Genomic DNA, 18,948 nt, shown 5'->3' on the forward strand with positions numbered 1-18,948 from the left:
GACCAGAGCGACGAGGGAAGACCGGGAGTGACAGCCCCATGACTCGCCGCGCCGGAGGCGCGGCATCAGCAGAGTATTCAGCTGGATCGTTGCAGTCTGCGGTGTCCGTACGTCCGCAGCGCGCGGAGCAGGTCGACCTCGCGGAACGCCGGCCAGTACAGGTCGCAGAACTCGATGTCCGAGCCGGTCGCCTGCCAGAGCAGGAAGTCCGACATCCGCAGCTCGCCACTGGTCCGGATCACCAGCTCGGGGTCGGGCAGGCCGGGCACGTACAGGTGCCGGCCGATCTCCTGTTCGCTCAGCGTGTCCGCGACGTCCTCGAGCGACCGCCCGTCCGCCGCCGCGTCGTCGAGCAGCTCCCGGACGGCGTCCACGACCTCGAGGCGCCCGGAGTAGCCGATCGCCAGTGTCAGATCACCGGCGGCACGATCCCGGCTGAGCTCCACAGCCTCCTTCAACGCCCTGGCTGTTGAATCGGGCAACAAATCCAGCTGGCCCGCGACATGGAGCCGCCAGCGGTGGTCCCGCCGGATGTGCTCGGCGAGCACGCTCTCCGTCAGTTCCATCAGGTAGTCGACCTCGGCCGAGTCGCGCTTGCGCATGTTGTCGGCCGACGCGACCCAGGCCGTGACACAGGTGATCCCGGCGTCGGCGCTCCACTGCAGGAACTGCTCCAGGTGCTGCGCGCCGAAACGGTGCCCGACGCGTACGTCGTCGTACCCGGCGCCGCGCGCCCAGCGACGGTTGCCGTCCATCACGATGGCGACATGACGCGGCACCGGAAGGATCTTCAGCTCGCGCCGGAGGCGGCGCTTGTACAGGGAGTAGAGCATCAGCGCTGGGCGCTCGAGAGGACGTCGGCCAGGTCGAACTTCACCGGCTCCTCCAGCTGCTCGTACGTGCAGGACTCCGGCGTCCGGTCCGGGCGCCAGCGGACGAACTGCGCGGTGTGCCGGAAGCGGATCCCTTCCATGTGGTCGTACCGCACCTCGACCACGCGCTCCGGGCGCAGCGGCGTGAACGACAGGTCCTTGCCCGCCTGCCAGCGCGAGCCTTCGGCGTTCCGCGGCGTACGGACGCCTTCCTCCTGCTTGGCCCAGGCCCACGGGTGGTCGTCGAACGTCGTGACCAGCGGCTGCATCTCCTCGAACAGCTCCTTGCGGCGCTCCATCGGGAACGCGCCGATCACGCCGACGCTGGCCAGCGTGCCGTCGCCGTTGTACAGCCCGAGGAGCAGCGAGCCGATCCGGTCCGGGCCGCTCTTGTGCAGGCGGTACCCGGCGACGACGCAGTCCGCCGTACGCTCCGGCTTGATCTTGAACATCACCCGCTTGTCCGGCTGGTACGTGCCGTCGAGGGGCTTGGCGATCAGCCCGTCGAGGCCGGCGCCCTCGAACTGCTCGAACCACCGCGCGGCGGTGTCGTGGTCCGCGGTCGCCGGGGTCACGTGGATCGGCTCCTTCGCGCCGGCCAGCGCGTCGAGCAGCGCGGTACGGCGTTCCGCGAACGGGCGCTCCGTGTAGTCGTCGTCACCGAGCGCCAGCAGGTCGAACGCGACGAACCGGGCCGGGGTCTTCTCGGACAGCATGTTCACCCGGCTCGCGGCCGGGTGGATGCGCTGCTGCAGCACCTCGAAGTCGAGCCGGTCGCCGGACCCGCCGATCACGATGATCTCACCGTCGATCGCGCAGCGCTCCGGCAGGTTCGCCTTGACCGCCTCGACCAGCTCGGGGAAGTACCGCGTCATCGGCTTCTCGTTCCGGCTGCCGATCTCCACCTCGTCGCCGTCGCGAAAGATGATCGACCGGAACCCGTCCCACTTCGGCTCGTAGGACAGGTCGCCGCGCGGGATCTCCTTCACCGGCTTGGCGAGCATCGGCTTGACCGGAGGCATCACTGGCAGTCGCATGCAGTCATTCTGTCCCACGCCGCTGACACTTCCCAGGCACATCACAGGTGGACGAGACGCGAGTTGCCTCGGACAATGCCTGTATGAGCTCGCTCGGGGTGGGTACGCGTCCGTCGGACGCGGAGCGTGACCGCGCGCTCTCCGTCCTGCGCGACGGCGCGGGGTCGGGCCGCCTCTCCCACGACACCTTCGTCCGCCGGATGAACGTCGTACTCCGCGCCCAGACCCATGGCGAACTGGCCGACGTCCTCCGCGACCTGCCCCGCCGCGAGTCCCGCGTCACCACGATCACGCGCAACCTGCGCGAGAAGCTCCCGCGGCTCGCGCTCGACCGCCCGTCCCGCAGCGTCCCGCGCTGGGACGTGCTCGCTCGGCTGTCGGTGGTCCGGAAGGCGCCCACACCGGCACCTCCCGCGCTCGCGCTGCCCGCACCCGGATCTCCCACTGTGCGGGTCGGCCGCGGTCCCGGGGCGACGCTGCGGCTGGGGGACGTGACGGTGTCCCGGTTCCATGCCGAGCTGCGGTACGTCGGGGAGGGCTGGCTGCTCCGTGATCTCGGGTCGATGAACGGGACCTGTGTGAACGACCTCCGGATCACGACCACCGTCCGGGTCCGCCCGGGGGACCGGGTCAGCTTCGGCGCGGTCAGCTTCACGCTGACGCAGCAGCCGTAAGGACTTGCATCCGGTACCTGGGTACAGGTTTACCGTCGATCACATGGACGTACCCGATGCCTGCACCTTGCCCACCGCGGAGCAACCGCTCCGGATCGCCGAGTTCGCTCAGCTCTTCGCCGACCACCTCCGGCACGCCGAGCGCGTCGACGCCCGTACCCTCGAACTCACCCTCGACCCGGACGCCCGCGAAACAACGGCAGACCTGATCGCCCGCGAGTCCGAGTGCTGCTCCTTCTTCACCTTCACCGGCGCCACCACCCTCCGCATCACGGTCCCACCGGCCCGCACCGCCGTACTCGACGGCTTCCCCCAATGAGAGCCGGCGAACTCGCGGCCGCCGCCGGCGTCAACCTGCAAACCGTCAGGTACTACGAACGTCGCGGCCTCCTCGACGAACCGGACCGCAGCCTCGGCGGCCACCGCATCTACTCGGCCGAAGCCGTCGCCACGCTGCGCGTCATCAAGTCCGCGCAACGCCTCGGCTTCACGCTCACCGAGGTCTCCGAACTGCTCGACGCCGCGAGACATCGGCACGGCCGCGGCGAGGGAGCCGGGCTGCAGGCGCGGGCCCGGGAGAAACTGGTGGACGTGGAAGCCAAGATCGCCGACCTGACGGTCATCGCCGAGACCCTGCGCGCCGGGATCGCCGCCGGCTGCGACGACCTGGAGACCTGCGCGGGCGACCCGTCCTGCCCGCTCCCGTTCGTCGAGCTGGGCGGCCAGGCGTGACCGTACTGCGTTCGATCCTGCTGTTCGTGCTCGCCGCGATCGCCGAGATCGGCGGCGCCTGGCTGATCTGGCAGGGCTGGCGCGAACACCGCGGCGTGCTCTGGATCGCCGCCGGAATAGTTGCCCTCGGCGCCTACGGCTTCGTCGCAACCTTCCAGCCGGACGCCAACTTCGGCCGCATCCTGGCGGCGTACGGCGGCATCTTCGTCGCCGGCTCCCTCGCCTGGGGCATGCTCGTAGACCACTTCAAACCCGACCGCTACGACCTCACCGGCGCCACCATCTGCCTCCTCGGCGTAGCCATCATCATGTACGCCCCCCGCAACGGTGCCTAGTGAAAGCTGGAGAAGGTTGTGGTGAACGAATTGAAGCCGTTCCTGGTTCTGGCGGATGCAGTGGCGGAGGGGCGGTTGTCGGCTGGGGAGTTCAAGCGGATCTGTCTGCCGTTGTTCACAGACACGCCGGGATGGTTCAAGTCCTCAGAGCATTTCCACGCTGCGCAGGACCTGTTCTTCGTGGCGGACGACTATTGGGAGAGTCCGGGGGAGACGCCGTCGGATTTGCTGACGGCTGAGCAGGTGCGGGAGAAGGCAGCGGCGATCGCCGTCCGGATGCGCTCGCTGCAGGAGGTGTGATGCGGGAAGCCGAGGGTTTCGTGTCGTTGGCGGAGGCCGTGGGGCAAGGGCGGTTGTCGGCAGCGGACTTCAAGGTGTTGTGCCGGCCCTTGTTCAGGTTCTCGCGGTGTCACTTCTTGTCGCGTGAGGAGTACGTCGCGGCGCGGGACCTGTTCTTCGTGTCCGACGACTATTGGGAGCGCGAGGGGGATCCACCGGCAGGTCTGCTGACGGCCGACGAGGTCCGAGTCCAAGCGGCCGAGATCGCCGCCCGGCTGCGCTCGGACATGGACGACACCGAACGACGAATCCGCGAGCACGAAGCGCGCACCGAGGAACCCGACGACATCACAGCCTGAAGCAGGCCTTGCGCGATCGTCAGGTGGTGAGGACGACTTTGCCGGTGGTTGCTCTGGTCTCGAGAGCACGGTGGGCGGCTGCTGCTTCGGAGAGCGGAAAGGTGGTGGTGAGGGCTCGCCAGCGGCCGGTGGTGGCTTCTTCGAGGGCGGCTGATTCGAGTTCGCGGAGGCGGCGGGCCAGTTTGGCGCCGAGGGCCCAGCCGACGGTGAGGCCGCGGGTCATCAGGTCGGTGTGGGTGAACTCGATCGGGCCGCCGCCCGACCAGCCGAACAGGAACGCGCGGCCGCCGGGGCCGAGCAGGTCGAAGGCCTGCCGGCCGCTGGTGCCGCCAACGCCGTCCAGCAGGACCGTGATCTCCTGGCCGTCCAGCGCGTCCTTCAGTGCCTGAGCCCACTCCGGGTCCCGGTAGTCGATCGCGTACTGTGCTCCGAGCGAGCGCACGGCCTCGACCTTCGATGGGCCGCCGGCGAGGCCGATCGCGACCGCGCCGACGTTCCGCGCCGTCTGGATCAGGTAGCTGCCGATGCCGCCGGCGGCTGAGGTGACGAGTACGACGTCTTCCATCGTGAGGTGCGCCTGCTGGAGGATGCCGGCCGTCGTACGGCCGGTGCCGATGGCGGCGACTGCCTGTGCGGCGTCGACGTGGTCCGCGAGTTCGTACAGCGACTCGACCTTCGCGACCGCGAGTTCGGCGTAGCCGCCGGGGACCATGCCGAGGTGTACGACGACCCGCTTGCCGATCCACGACCGGTCGACGCCCGGGCCGGCCTCGCGCACCCGTCCGGCGACCTCGCGACCCGGGATCGTGGGCAGGTCCGGCACCGGGATCGGGCTGCCGCCGGTGGCCCCGGACCGGATCATCGTGTCGACGAGGTGGACCCCGGCGGCCTCGACCTCGACGAGAACGGTCCCGGCGGACGGCACCGGGTCCGGGACCTCCTCGTACACCAGGTTCTCCGCCGGACCGAACGCATGCAGTCTGATCGCTTTCACACCGAGAACGCTAGAACCTCAACATTTGTTGAGGTCAAGCGATGCGGCTCCCCAGGCCATCACAATTGGTCGTTCCTCGCGATCTCAGTCGTGGCCGGGCGCTGCGGTCGCGATTGTGATGGCCTGGGGATCCCTCGCTGCCGGGGTTGGTGGGTGTCACGCGTCCGCGCGGACGAACTGCTGCAGCCAGCGGCCGCTCTTCTTGACGATGCGTTGCTGGGTCGCGTAGTCGACGTACACGATGCCGAAGCGGCGGCTGTAGCCCCAGGCCCACTCGAAGTTGTCGAGCAGGGACCAGGCGAAGTAGCCCTTGAGCGGGAATCCCTCGGACACCAGGTCCTTGCAGACGGCAACGTGTTGCTGGAGGTAGTCGAGCCGTTCGTGGTCCTCGACCTGGCCGTCCGCGGTGACCACGTCCGGGTACGCCGACCCGTTCTCGGTGACGTACAACGGGAGCTCCGGCGCGAGTTTGTTGATGGAGACCAGGATGTCGCGCAGCCCGGACGCCTGGATCGGCCAGCCCATCTGGGTCTTCGGCAGGCCGGTGTCGACGGTGAGGACGTTCTCGCTGCCGGGCTGCGTCGACGGTCCGGGAGTGGAGATCGGCCCGTCCGGGGCGGCGACCGTGGTCGGGCAGTAGTAGTTCACGCCGATGAAGTCCAGCGGCGCCCCGATCAGCGGCAGGTCCGCCTCCTGTGCCGCGAACCAGTCGGTCATGCCGGTGTCCTCGAGCACGTCCGCCGGGTACTGGCCGGACAGCAGCGGCTCCAGGAAGAGGCGGTTGCGCAGCCCGTCGATCCGGCGGGCCGCGTCGCGGTCGGCGGGGGAGTCGGTGGCGGCGTGGATCGGCGCCGGGTTCAGCGCGATGCCGTACGTGCCGCCCTCGGTGCGGATCGCGTCCAGTGCGAGCCCGTGCCCGAGCAGCAGGTGGTGGACGGCCTTCAGCGCGCCGGCGCCTTCGGTCCGGCCCGGCGCGTGCTCGCCGTTGCCGTACCCGAGGAACGCCGAGCACCACGGCTCGTTCAGCGTCATCCAGTGCTTGACCACGTCCGACAGCGCGTCGTGGGTGACGGCGGCGTAGTCGCGGAACCGCTCGGCGGTGTCGCGCACCAGCCAGCCGCCGGCGTCCTCGAGCGGCTGCGGCAGATCCCAGTGGTAGAGCGTCGCGTACGGCGTCACGCCGTTCGCCAGGCAGGTCTCCGCGAGCCGGCGGTAGAAGTCCAGCCCGGGCTGGTTCACGATGTTCGCCGGCATGATCCGCGGCCAGGCGATCGAGAACCGGTACGCCGTCAGTCCGAGGCCGGCCAGCAGCCTGATGTCGTCGGCGAATCGATGGTAGTGGTCGTCGGCGACGTCACCGGTGCTGCCGTCCGCGATCGCGCCCGGGGTGTTCGCGAACGTGTCCCAGATGCTCGGGCCGCGCCCGTCCGCGTGGATCGCGCCCTCGACCTGGTACGACGCGGTGGCCGCGCCCCAGGTGAACCCGCTCGGGAAGCCGTTCGTCACGTCGTCTCCTTCTCGACCCAGTGTTGCTCGTCCGGAAGCAGGTTACCTAACCGGTTAAGCAGCTCGTCGGGGAGGTCCACGGCGAGCGCCTTGGTCAGTGCGTCGACCCGGGCGGGCTTGGTGATCCCGACGACCGTGCCGGCGATGCCCGGATCGTCCACCGAGTGCCGGAGCGCCGCGGTGGCGAGGTCGACGCCGTACTCGCGGCAGGCGTCGTCCATCGCGGTGACGGCCTCGAGCAGGGCGGACGGCGCCTCGCGGTAGGCGTACTTCGTCGCGCCGGCCGGGTTCGCCAGGATGCCGCCGCCGTACACGGCCGCGTTCACGACCGCGATGCCGTCGGCGCGGGCCCGGCGGAAGATCCGGTCGGCGGAGTGGTCGACGAGGCTCCACCGGTTGTGCACCAGCAGTACTTCGAACCCGCCGAGGCCGAGGTACCGGGACAGCTCGCGGGTGTCGCCGCCGGCCAGCCCGACGTGGCCGATCTCGCCGTCCGCGCGGAGTTGCATCAGCGTGTCGACGGCGTCCCGCATCGTGTCGAAGTCGTGCGCCTCCGGGTCGTGCAGGTAGACCAGCGGCAGGTCGTCCAGCCCGAGCCGTTCCTTGCTCTCGGCAACACTCGCCCGGACTCTCGTACCTGAGTAGTCGCCATCGCGAGCGTCCACCTTGGTCGCGACCAGGAACCCGTCGGGCAGCCCGCCGTACTCGCGGATCGCCTGGCCGATCCGGGTCTCGCTGGTCCCGTCGCCGTACCCGTTGGAGGTGTCGATCCAGCTGAGCGGGCTGTCGAAGACCCGCAGTACGAGGTCGACGGCCTCCTGTGCGGTCACGTCGTACCCGAAGACGGCGGGCATGCCCGCGATGCCGCTGCCGCCGGCGCAGACGGCCGAAACGGTGAGCCCGGTCGACCCGAGCGGGCGGAGCCAGTTGTTGGTCATGCGCGCGAGCCTAGACGGCACGACTTTGTAGGGTTGGGGCCATGGTGGTGCGGTTGAGCGAACAGTGGCCCGAGGTCAGTCCCGACCGCTTGCTTTCGGAGTGCGTCCCGCCACCGCGGTTCGCCGACGCCCGCTTCACGACGTACCGCCCAAACCCGGACGAACCAACCCAGGCCGAGGCCCTGACCGCCCTGGAGGCCCGCGCCACCCAACTCGCGAGCCCGCGCCCCACCCGCTCCCTCTGGTCCCGCCTCCGCCCTTCCTCCCCGGACCCGGGCAAACAGGGCATCTACCTGGACGGAGGATTCGGAGTAGGCAAAACCCACCTCCTCGCCTCGCTCTGGCACGAAGCAGCCGCCCCGAAGATGTACTGCACCTTCGTAGAACTCACGAACCTCGTCGGCGCCCTAGGCCTACGCGCGGCAGTAGAAAGCCTCTCGAGCTACCGCCTGATCTGCATCGACGAGTTCGAACTGGACGATCCCGGCGACACGATGCTGATCTCCCGCCTCCTGGCCCAGTTGGCGGACGCCGGCGTCGAGCTCGCCGCCACGTCCAACACGCTCCCGGACAAGCTCGGCGAGGGCCGGTTCCAGGCGGTCGACTTCCTCCGCGAGATCCAGGCCCTGGCCGCCCGCTTCGACGTACGCCGGATCGACGGCCCCGACTACCGCCACCGGGGTCTCCCGTCCGCCCCCGACCCCTGGCCGGACGAGAAGGTCGAGTACGAGGCCGCCGTACGCCGGAACGCGTCGTGCGACCACTTCGTCGACCTGCACCGGCACCTCGCGGAGCTGCACCCGAGCAAGTACGGCGCGCTCCTCGACGGGGTCGAGACCGTGGCGATCACCGACGTCCGCCCGCTCACCGACGAGAACGTCGCACTCCGGATGGTGGTCCTCGCGGACCGGATGTACGACCGGAACCTGCCGCTGCTGGCGAGCGGCGTACCGCTGGACGAGCTGTTCTCCAAGGACATGCTCAAGGGCGGGTACCGGAAGAAGTACCTGCGCGCGCTGTCCCGGCTGATTGCGCTGGCCCGCGCTGCGTGACGGGGAACTCGCCGCCCGATGAGGCAGGATGAGGGAATGGCGAAGCAGAAGAAGGGCGAGAAGGCGTCCAAGAAGCCGGTCGTGAAGGCTGCGAAGGCTGCCGTGAACAAGGCGCCGGGGCCGGTGGCCGGTGGGGGACTGCGCGAGCTTTTGCGGGTACCGGCCGGCGAGATCGACCTGACGACGTACGACACGCGGTCGACGGCCGGGTTCGGCGGCAGCAAGGACGACGGCAAGGAGGCCCTGGCGGGTCTCGGCGCCGAGGTGTCGGACTGGCAGGAGCGGCTGTTCGCCGAGGGACGCAGCGGCGGGGAGCGGAGCATCCTGCTGGTGCTGCAGGGGATGGACACCTCCGGTAAGGGCGGCGTGATCCGGCACGGCGCGGGGCTGATGGACCCGCAGGGCCTGAAGATCACCTCGTTCAAGGCGCCGACGCCGGCCGAGAAGCGCCGCGGGTTCCTGTGGCGGATCCGGCAGGCCGTACCGGGCGGCGGCATGATCGGCATCTTCGACCGGTCGCACTACGAGGACGTACTGATCGCCCGTGTCCGCGAGCTCGTCACGCCGAACGTCTGGACCCGGCGCTACGACCAGATCAACGAGTTCGAGGCCGAGCTGACCGCGAGCGGCGTGAAGATCGTGAAGTGCTACCTGCACATCTCGCCCGACGAGCAGCGCACCCGGCTCGAGGCGCGCCTGGACGACGCCACCAAGCACTGGAAGTACAACCCGAGCGACGTCGACGAGCGTCAGCTGTGGCCGGACTACATGGACGCGTACCACGCGGCGATCGAGCGCTGTAACACCGCGGACGCACCGTGGTACGTGATCCCGAGCGACCGCAAGTGGTACCGGAACTGGGCGGTCACCACGATCCTGCTCGAGACGCTGAAGGAACTGAACCCGGAGTGGCCGGCCGCCGACTTCGACGTCGAGAAGGAGAAGAAGCGCCTGGCCGCCACCTGAGGTCAGCTGTCCGGGTCGACGCCGTGCCGGCGGAGCAGGTCGCGGAGTCGCGCGACCTGCTCGTGCAGGCGCTCGTTCTCGTCCAGCACCGAGTTCAGCTCGGCGATGAGGTGGTGCCGGCGGCCGTACGTCTGCCACGCCCCGGCCTGCTCCGCCGCCACCTCGGCGACTACGGACTCGGACCGGCGGCGCCAGTTCATCCGCTGTTCGAGCTCGCGCCGTACCTCCTCCACGTCCTCGGCGAGCTTCGTGAGGATCTGGCCGCCGACACCGTCGGCGTCGTGCAGTACGCCGAGCAGGACGTGCTCCGGGCCGACCTGCTCCGCGCCGCGCGCCCGCGCCTCGCCCCAGGCGAACTCGAACGTGCTCTTCGCCCGTGGCGTGAACGGGATCGCGCCGGTGCCCGCGCCGCTCTTGCCGCGGCCGATGATCTCGACGACGAGGTCGCGCACCGCGGGTGCCGTGATGCCCAGGTCGGCCAGCACCTTCGAGGCGACGGGCGATCCCTGCGCGATCACGCCGAGCAGCAGGTGCTCGGTGCCGACGTACACGTGGTCGAGGCCGCGGGCCTCCTCCTGCGCCAGCACGATGACCTGCCGGGCTTCCTGGCTGAACTGTTCGTACATCCGGATTCCCCTCCACCATTCCTCTTGGACGTCGAAGGCCAGGGCCTCCTCGGACAGCAGCAGCTCGATCCGCAGCTCCTCCTGCAGGTCCTCCGCGGCGACCGGACGGTGGTCCAGCCGGCTGCGGACGAACGCGACGGCCTCGGTCTGCCCCGCCGTGCCGGCGGCGATCCGGTCGAGCAGGTCGTCGACGTCCGCGACCGGCTCGAGTTGCAGGTCGGCCCGGTTCAGCGAGACGAACTGCAGCACCACCGCGACCGCGACGACCCGGTTCGCGCCGTCGAACGGGCGCGCCTCCACCAGCCCCGCGAGCAGTACGCCGGCCGCTTCCGCCAGCCCGCCCGTCCGCCGTACGTCGGCCAGCACCCGGTCGATCGCGTCGAGGTCCGACCGGCGTACGACGTCGTCGGACGCGCAACGCAGGACGCGTGCCGCGACGGCGAGTACGTCGTACCGGCCGAGGTGTCGCATCAGTCCTCTCCACGCAGCCGGCGCAGTGATTCCTCGTGGCGGGTCAGGTTCTCCTCGAGCAGCCGGCTGAACTGGGCGTCCTGGCGCCGCTGATCCACCAGCGCCGCGATCGCCTCGCGGGCCACGTCCGACACCGACCGCCCCTCCACCGACGCCACCGTCTGCAGCCGATCGGCCAGCTCCGGATCGAGCCGCAGCAGGATGTTCTTGGTCACGTCCTTCGCCATAGCTATCAAGATATCACGCTAGCCATGGGGTACTCGCAGTGACTCGGCCCCAACCCCGGTGACCGCGCCGACATGATCGGCGTCATCCGGTACGCCGTGGAGCACGGCGTCACGTTCTTCGACACGGCCGAGGTGTACGGGCCGTACGTGAACGAGGAACTCGTCGGCGAGGCGCTGGCGCCGGTGCGGGACCAGGTGGTGATCGCGACGAAGTTCGGGTGGAACATCCAGGACGGGAAGATGCTCGGCACGAACTCCCGCCCGGAGCAGATCCGCCGCGTCGCGGACGAGTCGCTGCGCCGGCTCGGGATCGACGTGATCGACCTGTTCTACCAGCACCGGGTCGACCCCGAGGTCCCGATCGAGGACGTCGCCGGGACGGTGGCCGAGCTCGTACAGGCCGGGAAGGTGCGGCACTTCGGGTTGTCCGAGGCGGGCGCGGCGACGATCCGGCGCGCGCACGCCGTACATCCGGTGACCGCGCTGCAGAGCGAGTACTCGCTGTGGACGCGCGATCCTGAGCCCGAGGTGCTGCCTACGTGTGCGGAGCTCGGGATCGGGTTCGTGCCGTTCAGCCCGTTGGGGAAGGGGTTCCTGACCGGGACGGTGGGCACGTCGACCGAGTTCAGTGCGGGCGACATCCGCCACCGGGTCCCGCGTTTCGAGGCGGACAACCTGACTGCCAACGAGGCCTTGGTCGGCTATGTCCGCTCCCTCGCCGAGCCGAAGGGGTGTACGCCGGGTCAGGTGGCGCTCGCGTGGTTGCTCGCCCAGCAGCCGTGGATCGTGCCGATCCCGGGCACCCGCCGCCGCGAACGCATCGACGAGAACAGTGCCGCCACCCAGGTCGCCCTCTCCGCCGACGAGCTGGCCGATCTCAACACCCTCGCCACCCGCGTAGGCGTCCAAGGCAACCGCTACAACCCCGCCGGAATGGCCATGGTCGGCCTATAGGGTCGCGGGTATGGCGGATGTTGTGGTGGTGGGGCTGGGGGCGTTCGGGTCGGCGGCTTTGTGGCGGTTGGCTGCTCGTGGGGTCGATGTCGTGGGGATCGAGCGGCAGGGGATCGGGCACGCGTTCGGGTCGTCGCACGGGACGACCCGGCTGTTTCGGGTGGCGTGTATGGAGCATCCCGGGCTGACCGCGATCGCGCGGAAGTCGCTGGCGTTGTGGACGGAGCTGGGGGAGCGGACGCGAGCGACGTACGTCCGGCAGACCGGTTCCCTCAACGTCGGCGCCCCGGACAGCCAGCCGGTGAAAGGTGCACGGGCGGCAGCGGGTGCCCGGACGACCGACCTCACCCACGACGAGCTGCACGAGCGGTTCCCGCAGTACGACCTGGCGACGGACGATGTCGCGGTCTGGGACCCGGACGCGGGCATCTGCTACGCCGAGCCGACCGTCCGCGCGCATGTCGCCGAGGCCGAGCGGCTCGGCGCGACCGTCTATCCGCACACGATGGTGACGGCGATCGACGTACGGCCCGACGGCGTGACGGTTCGTACGCCGACCACCACCATCACTGCCCAGCAGGTCGTGATCGCGACCGGTGCCTGGTTGAGCAAACTCGTACCGGACGTGACCCTCTCACCACGCCGTACGCCGCTGTTCTGGTTCCAGCCCAAGGACCCGGCGTCGGACGCGTTCCAGCTGCGGAACTTCCCGTCCTTCATCTGGGAGTTCGCCGACGGCCGCGGTCTCTGGGGCCACGGCTCCGACGAGGACTTCCTGGTCAAGGTCGGCCTCGACGGCGCCGACCGCGACCGCGACGTCGACCCGGACGAGCTGGACCGCTACATCCACCCGCGCAAGGACATCGCCGAACTGTCCGCCGCGATCGCACAACACTTCCCGGACCTCGACCCCGAGCCGGTCAAGCTGATGCCGTGCATGGTCACGGACTCGCTCGACGGCCAGTTCCTGGCCGGACGGTACGACGACCGCGTGCTGATCGCCGGCGGCGACAGCGGCCACGGCTTCAAGCACTGCGCCGGAATCGGCGAACTGCTCGCCCAGCAGACAACGAAGGAGACGCCCTACACGGACGCCTCCTTCGTCGACCCACAGCGGTTCCGGCGCTGAGCGGACCTCCACCACTCGCCAACCTGCGATCCGAGCCGGCTGCGTCGGACAGGTTGGTGAGTGGGAGCGGTCCGCCGGTCAGGCGGTACGGACGAGCTCCGGGCGGGCGAGCACCGGCCGCGGCGCGGGCTCCAGGGTCAGGAGGTCCAGGCCGGCGACGCCGTACCGGAGCATGACCAGCCGGGCCACCTCGGCGCTGACACCCAGCGGACGCGACACCGCGACGGCGCCGGCCCGGCGCGAGGTGGACTCGGCACGATCCGGCAAGACGCCCGGCGCGAGGAAGAGCGAGCCGACCGCGACGTGGCGCCGGCCCTCCAGCCGCCACTGCAGGACGGCCTCGGCGGGCGACGGCGACGCCGCGCAGACGAAGGCGGCGGTGACGGGCAGCTTGTGCCGCTGACCCCACAGCCGAGCCAGCCGCGTGACACTCGCGTTCGCGTGCGAGTCGCTCGACCCGGCGCACGCCAGCACCAGCGCGTCCAGCTCCCGCACCCGGCCGCCCTTGAGCTCGGCGCGCATCCGGCGGTCGAGTACGTCGAGCAGCGTGTCGTCGTACCCGAGCACGTCGGAGGCGATCACCCGCAGGCCCGGGAACCGGCTGCGCGCCTCGTCGATGACGGCCGGTACGTCGATCCGCGCGTGGTACGCGGCCGACAGCAGCAGCGGCAGGACGACGACCTCCTCGACGCCCTCGGCGGCGAGCTTCCCGAGCACCTGGTACGGCGTCGGCGGGCAGTGGTCGAGGAAGGAGGCTTCGATCCGCAGATCGTCACGCAGCTCGCGCAGGCACTTGACGAGGGCGTGGACGGTGGCGGCCGAGCGCGGGTCGCGGCTGCCGTGGGCGAGGATCACGAGCGCTGGAGCAGTCACAGCAGTTCCCCTTCTTCGTCGTCGATCATGCCGGCTGCCAGCGTCCACCCGTCGTGGGCGTCGATCAGCAGGAACGATCCGGTGATGGTGTTGCGGGAGTACGGGTCGGCGGCCAGCGGTGCGGCGATCTTGAGTTGCACCTTGCCGATGTCGTTCAGGGCGAGCTCGGCGGCGTCGATGACGCCGAGGGTGTCGAGGTCCAGCGCGCCGGTGATCTTGGTGACGATCGCCTGTGCGGTGGTGGTGGTGTGCTTGATCAGCACCCGGGCCCCGACGGTCAGTGGCCGGTCGGACAACCAGCTCACGGTGGCGGCCAGCTCCCGGCGGGTGCCGGGGGAGGCGTCGGCGGCGACGATGACCGAGCCGCGGGCGACGTCGAGGTCGTCGGCGAGCCGGACCGTGACGGCCTCGCCGGCGATCGCGGAGGGCCGTTCGGCGACCGCGGTGCCGGTGGCGGTGACGACCGGCCGGTCGATGCCGGCGATCGACGTGCGGCGGCCGGCCGGCAGCACGATGACCGGGTCGCCGACCGTGACGGTGCCGGAGGCAACGGTTCCGGTGTAGCCGCGGTAGTCGCGGTACTCGTCGTCGGTCTGCGGGCGGATCACGTACTGCACCGGGAACCGCAGCGGCTGCCGCGACGTGTCGGTGCGGCCGTTCGCGTTCTCCAGGTATTCCAGCAGCGTCGGCCCGTCGTACCAGGAGGTCTGGGTGGAGTGGTCGACCACGTTGTCGCCGACCAGCGCGGAGACCGGGATGGCCTGGATGTCGGCGATGCCGAGCTGGTCGGCGACCTCGTTGACGTCCTTGGCGATCTTGGTGAACACGGCCTCGTCGTACCCGACCAGGTCGATCTTGTTCACCGCGAGTACGACGTGCGGTACCCGGAGCAGACCGGCGACCGCGAGGTGCCGGCGGGTCTGCTCGAGGACGCCGTGCCGGGCATCGACCAGGATGATGACCACGTCGGCGGTCGAGGCGCCGGTGACGGTGTTCCGGGTGTACTGCACGTGCCCGGGGCAGTCGGCCAGGATGAACGAGCGCTTGTCGGTGGCGAAGTACCGGTAGGCGACGTCGATCGTGATGCCCTGCTCGCGTTCGGCCCGCAGGCCGTCGGTGAGCAGCGCGAAGTCGAAATCGCCGCCGCGGGCTTCAGAGACGGTTTTCACGTGTGCGATCTGGTCGGCGAGGATCGCCTTGCAGTCGTGCAGCAGCCGGCCGACCAGGGTCGACTTGCCGTCGTCGACCGATCCCGCGGTCGCCAGGCGGAGGAGCGTGCTCATCAGAAGTACCCCTCTCGCTTGCGGTCTTCCATCGCGGCCTCGCTGGCCCGGTCGTCGGCGCGGGTCGCGCCGCGCTCGGTGATCTCGCTGGCCGCAACCTCGACGACCACGTCCGCGGCGGTCGTCGCGGTGGACGCGACGGCACCGGTGCAGGACATGTCTCCGACCGTCCGGTACCGGACGGTGCGCTGGGCGACGGTCTCGCCGTCGCGCGGCCGCGAGTAGGGGCCGACGGCAAGCAACATGCCGTCGCGCTCGAACACGTCGCGCTGGTGGGCGTAGTAGATCGACGGCAGCGGGATCTGCTCGCGCTCGATGTAGTTCCAGATGTCCAGCTCGGTCCAGTTGGACAGCGGGAACACCCGGACGTGCTCGCCCGGCCGGTGCTTGCCGTTGTACAGCGACCACAGTTCGGGGCGCTGGTTGCGCGGGTCCCACTGGCCGAACTCGTCGCGCAGGCTGAAGATCCGCTCCTTCGCCCGGGCCCGCTCCTCGTCCCGCCGGCCGCCGCCGAACACCGCGTCGAAGCGGTGCTGGTTGATGGCGTCGAGCAACGGAATCGTCTGCAGCTGGTTCCGGGTCCCGTCGGTCCGCTCCCGCAGCCGGCCGTCGGCGATGTAGTCCTCGACACTCGCGACCTCGAGCCGCAGGCCCAACTGCTCGACCACGGAGTCGCGGTACGCCAGCACCTCCGGGAAGTTGTGCCCGGTGTCGACGTGCAACAGCGTGAACGGCACGCCCGCGGGCGCGAACGCCTTCCGCGCCAGGTGCAGCATCACGATCGAGTCCTTGCCGCCGGAGAACAGGATCACCGGCCGCTCGAACTCCGCCGCGACCTCGCGGAACACGAAGATCGATTCGCTCTCCAGAGCGTCCAACTCAGTAACGGTTGCGGTCATGTGTGCAACCCGCATTCCACCTTGCCGGTGCCCGCCCAGCGGCCGCTGCGCGGGTCCTCGCCCGGCGCGACGCGTTGCGTGCACGGCTCGCAGCCGATCGACGGGTAGCCGTCGTACTGCAGCAGGTTCACGAGTACGCCGTTGTCCTGGATGTAGGCGTCCAGGTCGTCCTGCGTCCACGGCGCGATCGGGTTCAACTTCACCATGTCGCGCTTCTCGTCGTACTCGACGACCGGCGTGTTCGCGCGGGTCGGCGCCTCCTCGCGGCGGATGCCGGTGACCCACGCCTTGTACCCGGACAGGTACCGGTTCAGCGGCTCGACCTTGCGGAGCGCGCAGCACTTGTTCGGGTCGCGGTCGTGCAGCTTCTCGCCGTACTCCGCGTCCTGCTCGGCCACGGTCTGCTTCGGGGTGGCGTTGATCAGGTGGATCGGCAGCGTCGCGGCCACCGCGTCCCGGGTCCCGATCGTCTCGGCGAAGTGGTAGCCGGTGTCGAGGAACAGTACGTCGACCCCGGGCGCGGCCTGCGCCGCCAGGTGGGGGAGCGCACCGTCGGCCATCGAGGCGGTGACGACGAGGTCGTCGCCGAAGGTCTCGCGCGCCCAGGCGAGCACCTCGACCGCCGACGCGTCGGCGAGCCGCTCGTTCGCCTCCTCGGCGATCGTCTTCAAGTCGCTCATTCCACCGTCACCCGCAACCCGATCATCTTCAGCTGGAACACCCGTGCACACGGCCGGCACTCCCACGCGCCATGGCCTTCTTCGGAGGGCCTGAGGTCCTCGTCTCCGCAGTACGGGCAGTACAGTGGTGCCGCACGTTCGCTCATGCCAAAGCCTCCTCGTCCGCCCGGGTGACCCACTGGGCGAACCGCTCGCCCTCGTTGCGCTCCTTCAGGTAGTTCTGGGTGATGCGCTCGACGTAGTCGGTGAGGCCGTCCGCGGTGACCTTGTGACCGCGGAGCTTCCGGCCGAAGCCGGCGTCCAGCCCGAGACCGCCGCCGAGGTGCACCTGGTACCCGGGCACCTGGTTGCCGTCGGCATCCAGCACCAGCTGGCCCTTGAGCCCGATGTCCGCGACCTGGATCCGGGCGCACGAGTTGGGGCAGCCGTTCACGTTCACCGTGATCGGTACGTCGAGGTCGGGGATCCGCTCCTCGAGCTCGTTGATCAGCTGCGCCGCCTTCGCCTTGGTCTCGACGATCGCCAGCTTGCAGAACTCGATCCCGGTGCAGGCCATCGTGTTCCGCCGCCAGGCGCTCGGCTTCGCCTGGAAGCCGAGCTTGTCCAGTTCGGCCACCAGCGAGTCGACCTGGGACTCCTCGACGTCCAGCACCAGCAGCTTCTGCTGCGCGGTGGTCCGGATCCGGTTCGACCCGTGCGCCGCAACGACGTCAGCGACCTGCGCCAACGTCGTACCGGAGACCCGGCCGACGACCGGCGCGACGCCGACGTAGTACTTGCCGTCCTTCTGCTTGTGCACACCGATGTGGTCGCCCTGGACGGCCGGCACCTCGGGCGCTGGGCCGTCGATCAGCTTCCGGTTCAGGTACTTCGTCTCCAGGACCTCGCGGAACTTCTCCACGCCCCAGTCCTGCAGCAGGAACTTCAGCCGCGCCCGGGTCCGCAGCCGCCGGTACCCGTAGTCGCGGAAGATGCTGGTCACGCCCCACCAGGCCTCGGCGACCTCCTCGCGCGGGATCCAGGTGCCGAGCCGCTGCGCGAGCATCGGGTTCGTCGACAGCCCGCCGCCGACCCACAGGTCGAAGCCCGGGCCGTGCTCCGGGTGCACGACACCGACGAACGCGATGTCGTTGACCTCCGGTACGACGTCGTGCGACGGGTGCCCGGTGAGCGCGGTCTTGAACTTCCGCGGCAGGTTCGAGAACTCGTCCGAGCCGATGTACTTGTCGACGATCTCGGTGATGGCCGGCGTCGGGTCGATGATCTCGTCCGCCGCGATGCCGGCGACCGGGCTGGCGATCACGACCCGCGGTACGTCGCCGCACGCCTCGGTGGTGTACAGCCCGACCGCCTCGAGCGCCTGCCAGATCGCCGGTACGTCCTCGATCGCGATCCAGTGCAGCTGGATGTTCTGCCGGTCGGTGATGTCGGCGGTGTCCCGCGCGTACTTCGTCGAGACCTCGGCGATCACCTTGAGCTGCTCGGTCGTCAGCTGGCCGCCCTCGACCCGGACCCGCATCATGAAGTAGCGGTCGTCCAGCTCCTCCGGCTCGAGCGTCGCGGTCTTGCCGCCGTCGATCCCCGGCTTGCGCTGCGTGTACAGCCCCCACCAGCGGAACCGGCCGCGCAGGTCGGCGGGGTCGATCGAGTCGAATCCCCGGTGCGCGTAGACGTTCTCGATCCGGGCCCGGACGTTCAGGCCGTCGTCGTTCTTCTTGTTCTCTTCGTTCTTGTTCAGCGGCTCGCGGTATCCGAGTGCCCACTGGCCTTCGCCCTTGCCCTTGCGCGGGCGGGCGGGCTTGCGGGCAGCAGGGGTGGTGACGCCGGCAGTCATCGGGGCGTGTCCTTGTCCTCGTGACAGGTGCTCACCAGCGGCGGGGAGATCGAAGCGTCGTCGGTTCGATGTGTTCCGCGCGGTGCGCACCCAGCGGTGATCGGGGAATGATCAGGGGGCTGTCAGAACATCGAAGGACAACAGATGGCGCTGCGCATCCGCCCGAGGTCGACATGAATGCGACCTACGAGGTGGGTGGAGAGGGCAGCGAGCATGTCCACAAGCGTC

At 69.8% G+C, this 18,948-nt stretch carries 23 protein-coding genes; 10 read left to right on the forward strand and 13 right to left on the reverse strand.

What is annotated here, in order from left to right; translation table 11 throughout:
* Nucleotides 1–77 precede the first annotated feature (77 nt).
* Together uppS and ACFV9C_RS35480 are read right to left on the reverse strand one after the other, a co-directional pair.
* Complete coding sequence (gene uppS / locus ACFV9C_RS35475; protein WP_380200612.1) at nt 78–833, reverse strand: polyprenyl diphosphate synthase; 756 nt, start codon at nt 831–833, stop codon at nt 78–80.
* On the reverse strand, nt 833–1,909 hold the full coding sequence (locus ACFV9C_RS35480) for an ATP-dependent DNA ligase (protein ID WP_380200613.1): 1,077 nt from the start codon (nt 1,907–1,909) through the stop codon (nt 833–835). Before ACFV9C_RS35480 ends, uppS begins: the two co-directional genes overlap by 1 nt.
* Nucleotides 1,910–1,992: 83 nt before the next feature.
* On the opposite strand from ACFV9C_RS35480, the gene ACFV9C_RS35485 reads away from it, so the two are divergent.
* From ACFV9C_RS35485 to ACFV9C_RS35510, 6 genes are read left to right on the forward strand one after another with little or no spacing between them, the layout of a single operon-like run.
* The gene (locus ACFV9C_RS35485) at nt 1,993–2,583 is read left to right on the forward strand and encodes an FHA domain-containing protein (RefSeq protein ID WP_380200614.1); all 591 of its coding nucleotides are present in this window, start codon (nt 1,993–1,995) and stop codon (nt 2,581–2,583) included.
* Between the two features lie 43 nt (nt 2,584–2,626).
* A complete protein-coding gene (locus ACFV9C_RS35490; protein ID WP_380200616.1) occupies nt 2,627–2,902 on the forward strand; it encodes a hypothetical protein in 276 nt (91 codons plus the stop codon).
* Nucleotides 2,899–3,315, forward strand: coding sequence for a MerR family transcriptional regulator (locus tag ACFV9C_RS35495; protein WP_380200618.1), 417 nt, complete (start codon nt 2,899–2,901; stop codon nt 3,313–3,315). Before ACFV9C_RS35490 ends, ACFV9C_RS35495 begins: the two co-directional genes overlap by 4 nt.
* Nucleotides 3,312–3,650 carry a YnfA family protein gene (locus ACFV9C_RS35500; protein WP_380200620.1) on the forward strand — a complete coding sequence of 113 codons (339 nt, stop codon included), beginning with the start codon at nt 3,312–3,314 and terminating at the stop codon, nt 3,648–3,650. Before ACFV9C_RS35495 ends, ACFV9C_RS35500 begins: the two co-directional genes overlap by 4 nt.
* A 21-nt stretch (nt 3,651–3,671) precedes the next feature.
* Nucleotides 3,672–3,950, forward strand: coding sequence for a hypothetical protein (locus tag ACFV9C_RS35505; protein ID WP_380200622.1), 279 nt, complete (start codon nt 3,672–3,674; stop codon nt 3,948–3,950).
* Nucleotides 3,950–4,288, forward strand: coding sequence for a hypothetical protein (locus ACFV9C_RS35510; RefSeq protein ID WP_380200624.1), 339 nt, complete (start codon nt 3,950–3,952; stop codon nt 4,286–4,288). Before ACFV9C_RS35505 ends, ACFV9C_RS35510 begins: the two co-directional genes overlap by 1 nt.
* Before the next feature lie 19 nt (nt 4,289–4,307).
* On the opposite strand, the gene ACFV9C_RS35515 is transcribed toward ACFV9C_RS35510, so the two are convergent.
* The 3 genes from ACFV9C_RS35515 to ACFV9C_RS35525 form a co-directional block, all read right to left on the reverse strand.
* Complete coding sequence (locus tag ACFV9C_RS35515) at nt 4,308–5,282, reverse strand: zinc-binding dehydrogenase (protein WP_380200626.1); 975 nt, start codon at nt 5,280–5,282, stop codon at nt 4,308–4,310.
* Between the two features lie 156 nt (nt 5,283–5,438).
* Nucleotides 5,439–6,788 (reverse strand): GH1 family beta-glucosidase, encoded by a 1,350-nt coding sequence (locus ACFV9C_RS35520; protein WP_380200628.1) that lies wholly within the window; start codon nt 6,786–6,788, stop codon nt 5,439–5,441.
* Nucleotides 6,785–7,726, reverse strand: coding sequence for an aldo/keto reductase (locus ACFV9C_RS35525; RefSeq protein WP_380200630.1), 942 nt, complete (start codon nt 7,724–7,726; stop codon nt 6,785–6,787). The genes ACFV9C_RS35520 and ACFV9C_RS35525 overlap by 4 nt, the downstream gene beginning before the upstream one ends.
* A gap of 41 nt (nt 7,727–7,767) precedes the next feature.
* On the opposite strand from ACFV9C_RS35525, the gene zapE reads away from it, so the two are divergent.
* Together zapE and ACFV9C_RS35535 are read left to right on the forward strand one after the other, a co-directional pair.
* A complete protein-coding gene (gene zapE / locus ACFV9C_RS35530; RefSeq protein ID WP_380200632.1) occupies nt 7,768–8,778 on the forward strand; it encodes a cell division protein ZapE in 1,011 nt (336 codons plus the stop codon).
* Nucleotides 8,779–8,814: 36 nt separating this feature from the next.
* The gene (locus ACFV9C_RS35535) at nt 8,815–9,744 is read left to right on the forward strand and encodes a PPK2 family polyphosphate kinase (RefSeq protein WP_380200634.1); all 930 of its coding nucleotides are present in this window, start codon (nt 8,815–8,817) and stop codon (nt 9,742–9,744) included.
* 2 nt (nt 9,745–9,746) lie between these two features.
* Here ACFV9C_RS35535 and ACFV9C_RS35540 read toward each other — a convergent pair whose 3' ends face one another.
* Together ACFV9C_RS35540 and ACFV9C_RS35545 are read right to left on the reverse strand one after the other, a co-directional pair.
* Entirely contained in the window at nt 9,747–10,841 is a 1,095-nt protein-coding gene (locus tag ACFV9C_RS35540) for a Clp protease N-terminal domain-containing protein (protein ID WP_380200636.1), read from the reverse strand.
* A complete protein-coding gene (locus tag ACFV9C_RS35545) occupies nt 10,841–11,068 on the reverse strand; it encodes a ribbon-helix-helix protein, CopG family (protein WP_380200638.1) in 228 nt (75 codons plus the stop codon). Before ACFV9C_RS35545 ends, ACFV9C_RS35540 begins: the two co-directional genes overlap by 1 nt.
* A gap of 72 nt (nt 11,069–11,140) precedes the next feature.
* On the opposite strand from ACFV9C_RS35545, the gene ACFV9C_RS35550 reads away from it, so the two are divergent.
* Both ACFV9C_RS35550 and solA read left to right on the forward strand, forming a co-directional pair.
* On the forward strand, nt 11,141–12,022 hold the full coding sequence (locus ACFV9C_RS35550; RefSeq protein WP_380200640.1) for an aldo/keto reductase: 882 nt from the start codon (nt 11,141–11,143) through the stop codon (nt 12,020–12,022).
* A gap of 10 nt (nt 12,023–12,032) precedes the next feature.
* Nucleotides 12,033–13,151, forward strand: a complete 1,119-nt coding sequence (gene solA, locus ACFV9C_RS35555; protein WP_380200642.1) for an N-methyl-L-tryptophan oxidase — start codon at nt 12,033–12,035, stop codon at nt 13,149–13,151.
* Between the two features lie 78 nt (nt 13,152–13,229).
* On the opposite strand, the gene ACFV9C_RS35560 is transcribed toward solA, so the two are convergent.
* From ACFV9C_RS35560 to ACFV9C_RS35585, 6 genes are read right to left on the reverse strand one after another with little or no spacing between them, the layout of a single operon-like run.
* Nucleotides 13,230–14,024 (reverse strand): sirohydrochlorin chelatase, encoded by a 795-nt coding sequence (locus tag ACFV9C_RS35560; RefSeq protein ID WP_380200644.1) that lies wholly within the window; start codon nt 14,022–14,024, stop codon nt 13,230–13,232.
* Nucleotides 14,021–15,307, reverse strand: coding sequence for a sulfate adenylyltransferase subunit 1 (locus ACFV9C_RS35565; RefSeq protein ID WP_380200646.1), 1,287 nt, complete (start codon nt 15,305–15,307; stop codon nt 14,021–14,023). The genes ACFV9C_RS35560 and ACFV9C_RS35565 overlap by 4 nt, the downstream gene beginning before the upstream one ends.
* On the reverse strand, nt 15,307–16,206 hold the full coding sequence (cysD, locus tag ACFV9C_RS35570) for a sulfate adenylyltransferase subunit CysD (RefSeq protein WP_380200648.1): 900 nt from the start codon (nt 16,204–16,206) through the stop codon (nt 15,307–15,309). The genes ACFV9C_RS35565 and cysD overlap by 1 nt, the downstream gene beginning before the upstream one ends.
* Nucleotides 16,203–16,886, reverse strand: a complete 684-nt coding sequence (locus ACFV9C_RS35575) for a phosphoadenylyl-sulfate reductase (protein ID WP_380200650.1) — start codon at nt 16,884–16,886, stop codon at nt 16,203–16,205. Before ACFV9C_RS35575 ends, cysD begins: the two co-directional genes overlap by 4 nt.
* A complete protein-coding gene (locus ACFV9C_RS35580; RefSeq protein ID WP_166665480.1) occupies nt 16,883–17,032 on the reverse strand; it encodes a hypothetical protein in 150 nt (49 codons plus the stop codon). Before ACFV9C_RS35580 ends, ACFV9C_RS35575 begins: the two co-directional genes overlap by 4 nt.
* Entirely contained in the window at nt 17,029–18,720 is a 1,692-nt protein-coding gene (locus ACFV9C_RS35585; protein ID WP_380200652.1) for a nitrite/sulfite reductase, read from the reverse strand. The genes ACFV9C_RS35580 and ACFV9C_RS35585 overlap by 4 nt, the downstream gene beginning before the upstream one ends.
* Between the last annotated feature and the right edge of the window lie 228 nt (nt 18,721–18,948).

This window comes from Kribbella sp. NPDC059898, from assembly GCF_042730855.1.
Taxonomy (GTDB): domain Bacteria; phylum Actinomycetota; class Actinomycetes; order Propionibacteriales; family Kribbellaceae; genus Kribbella.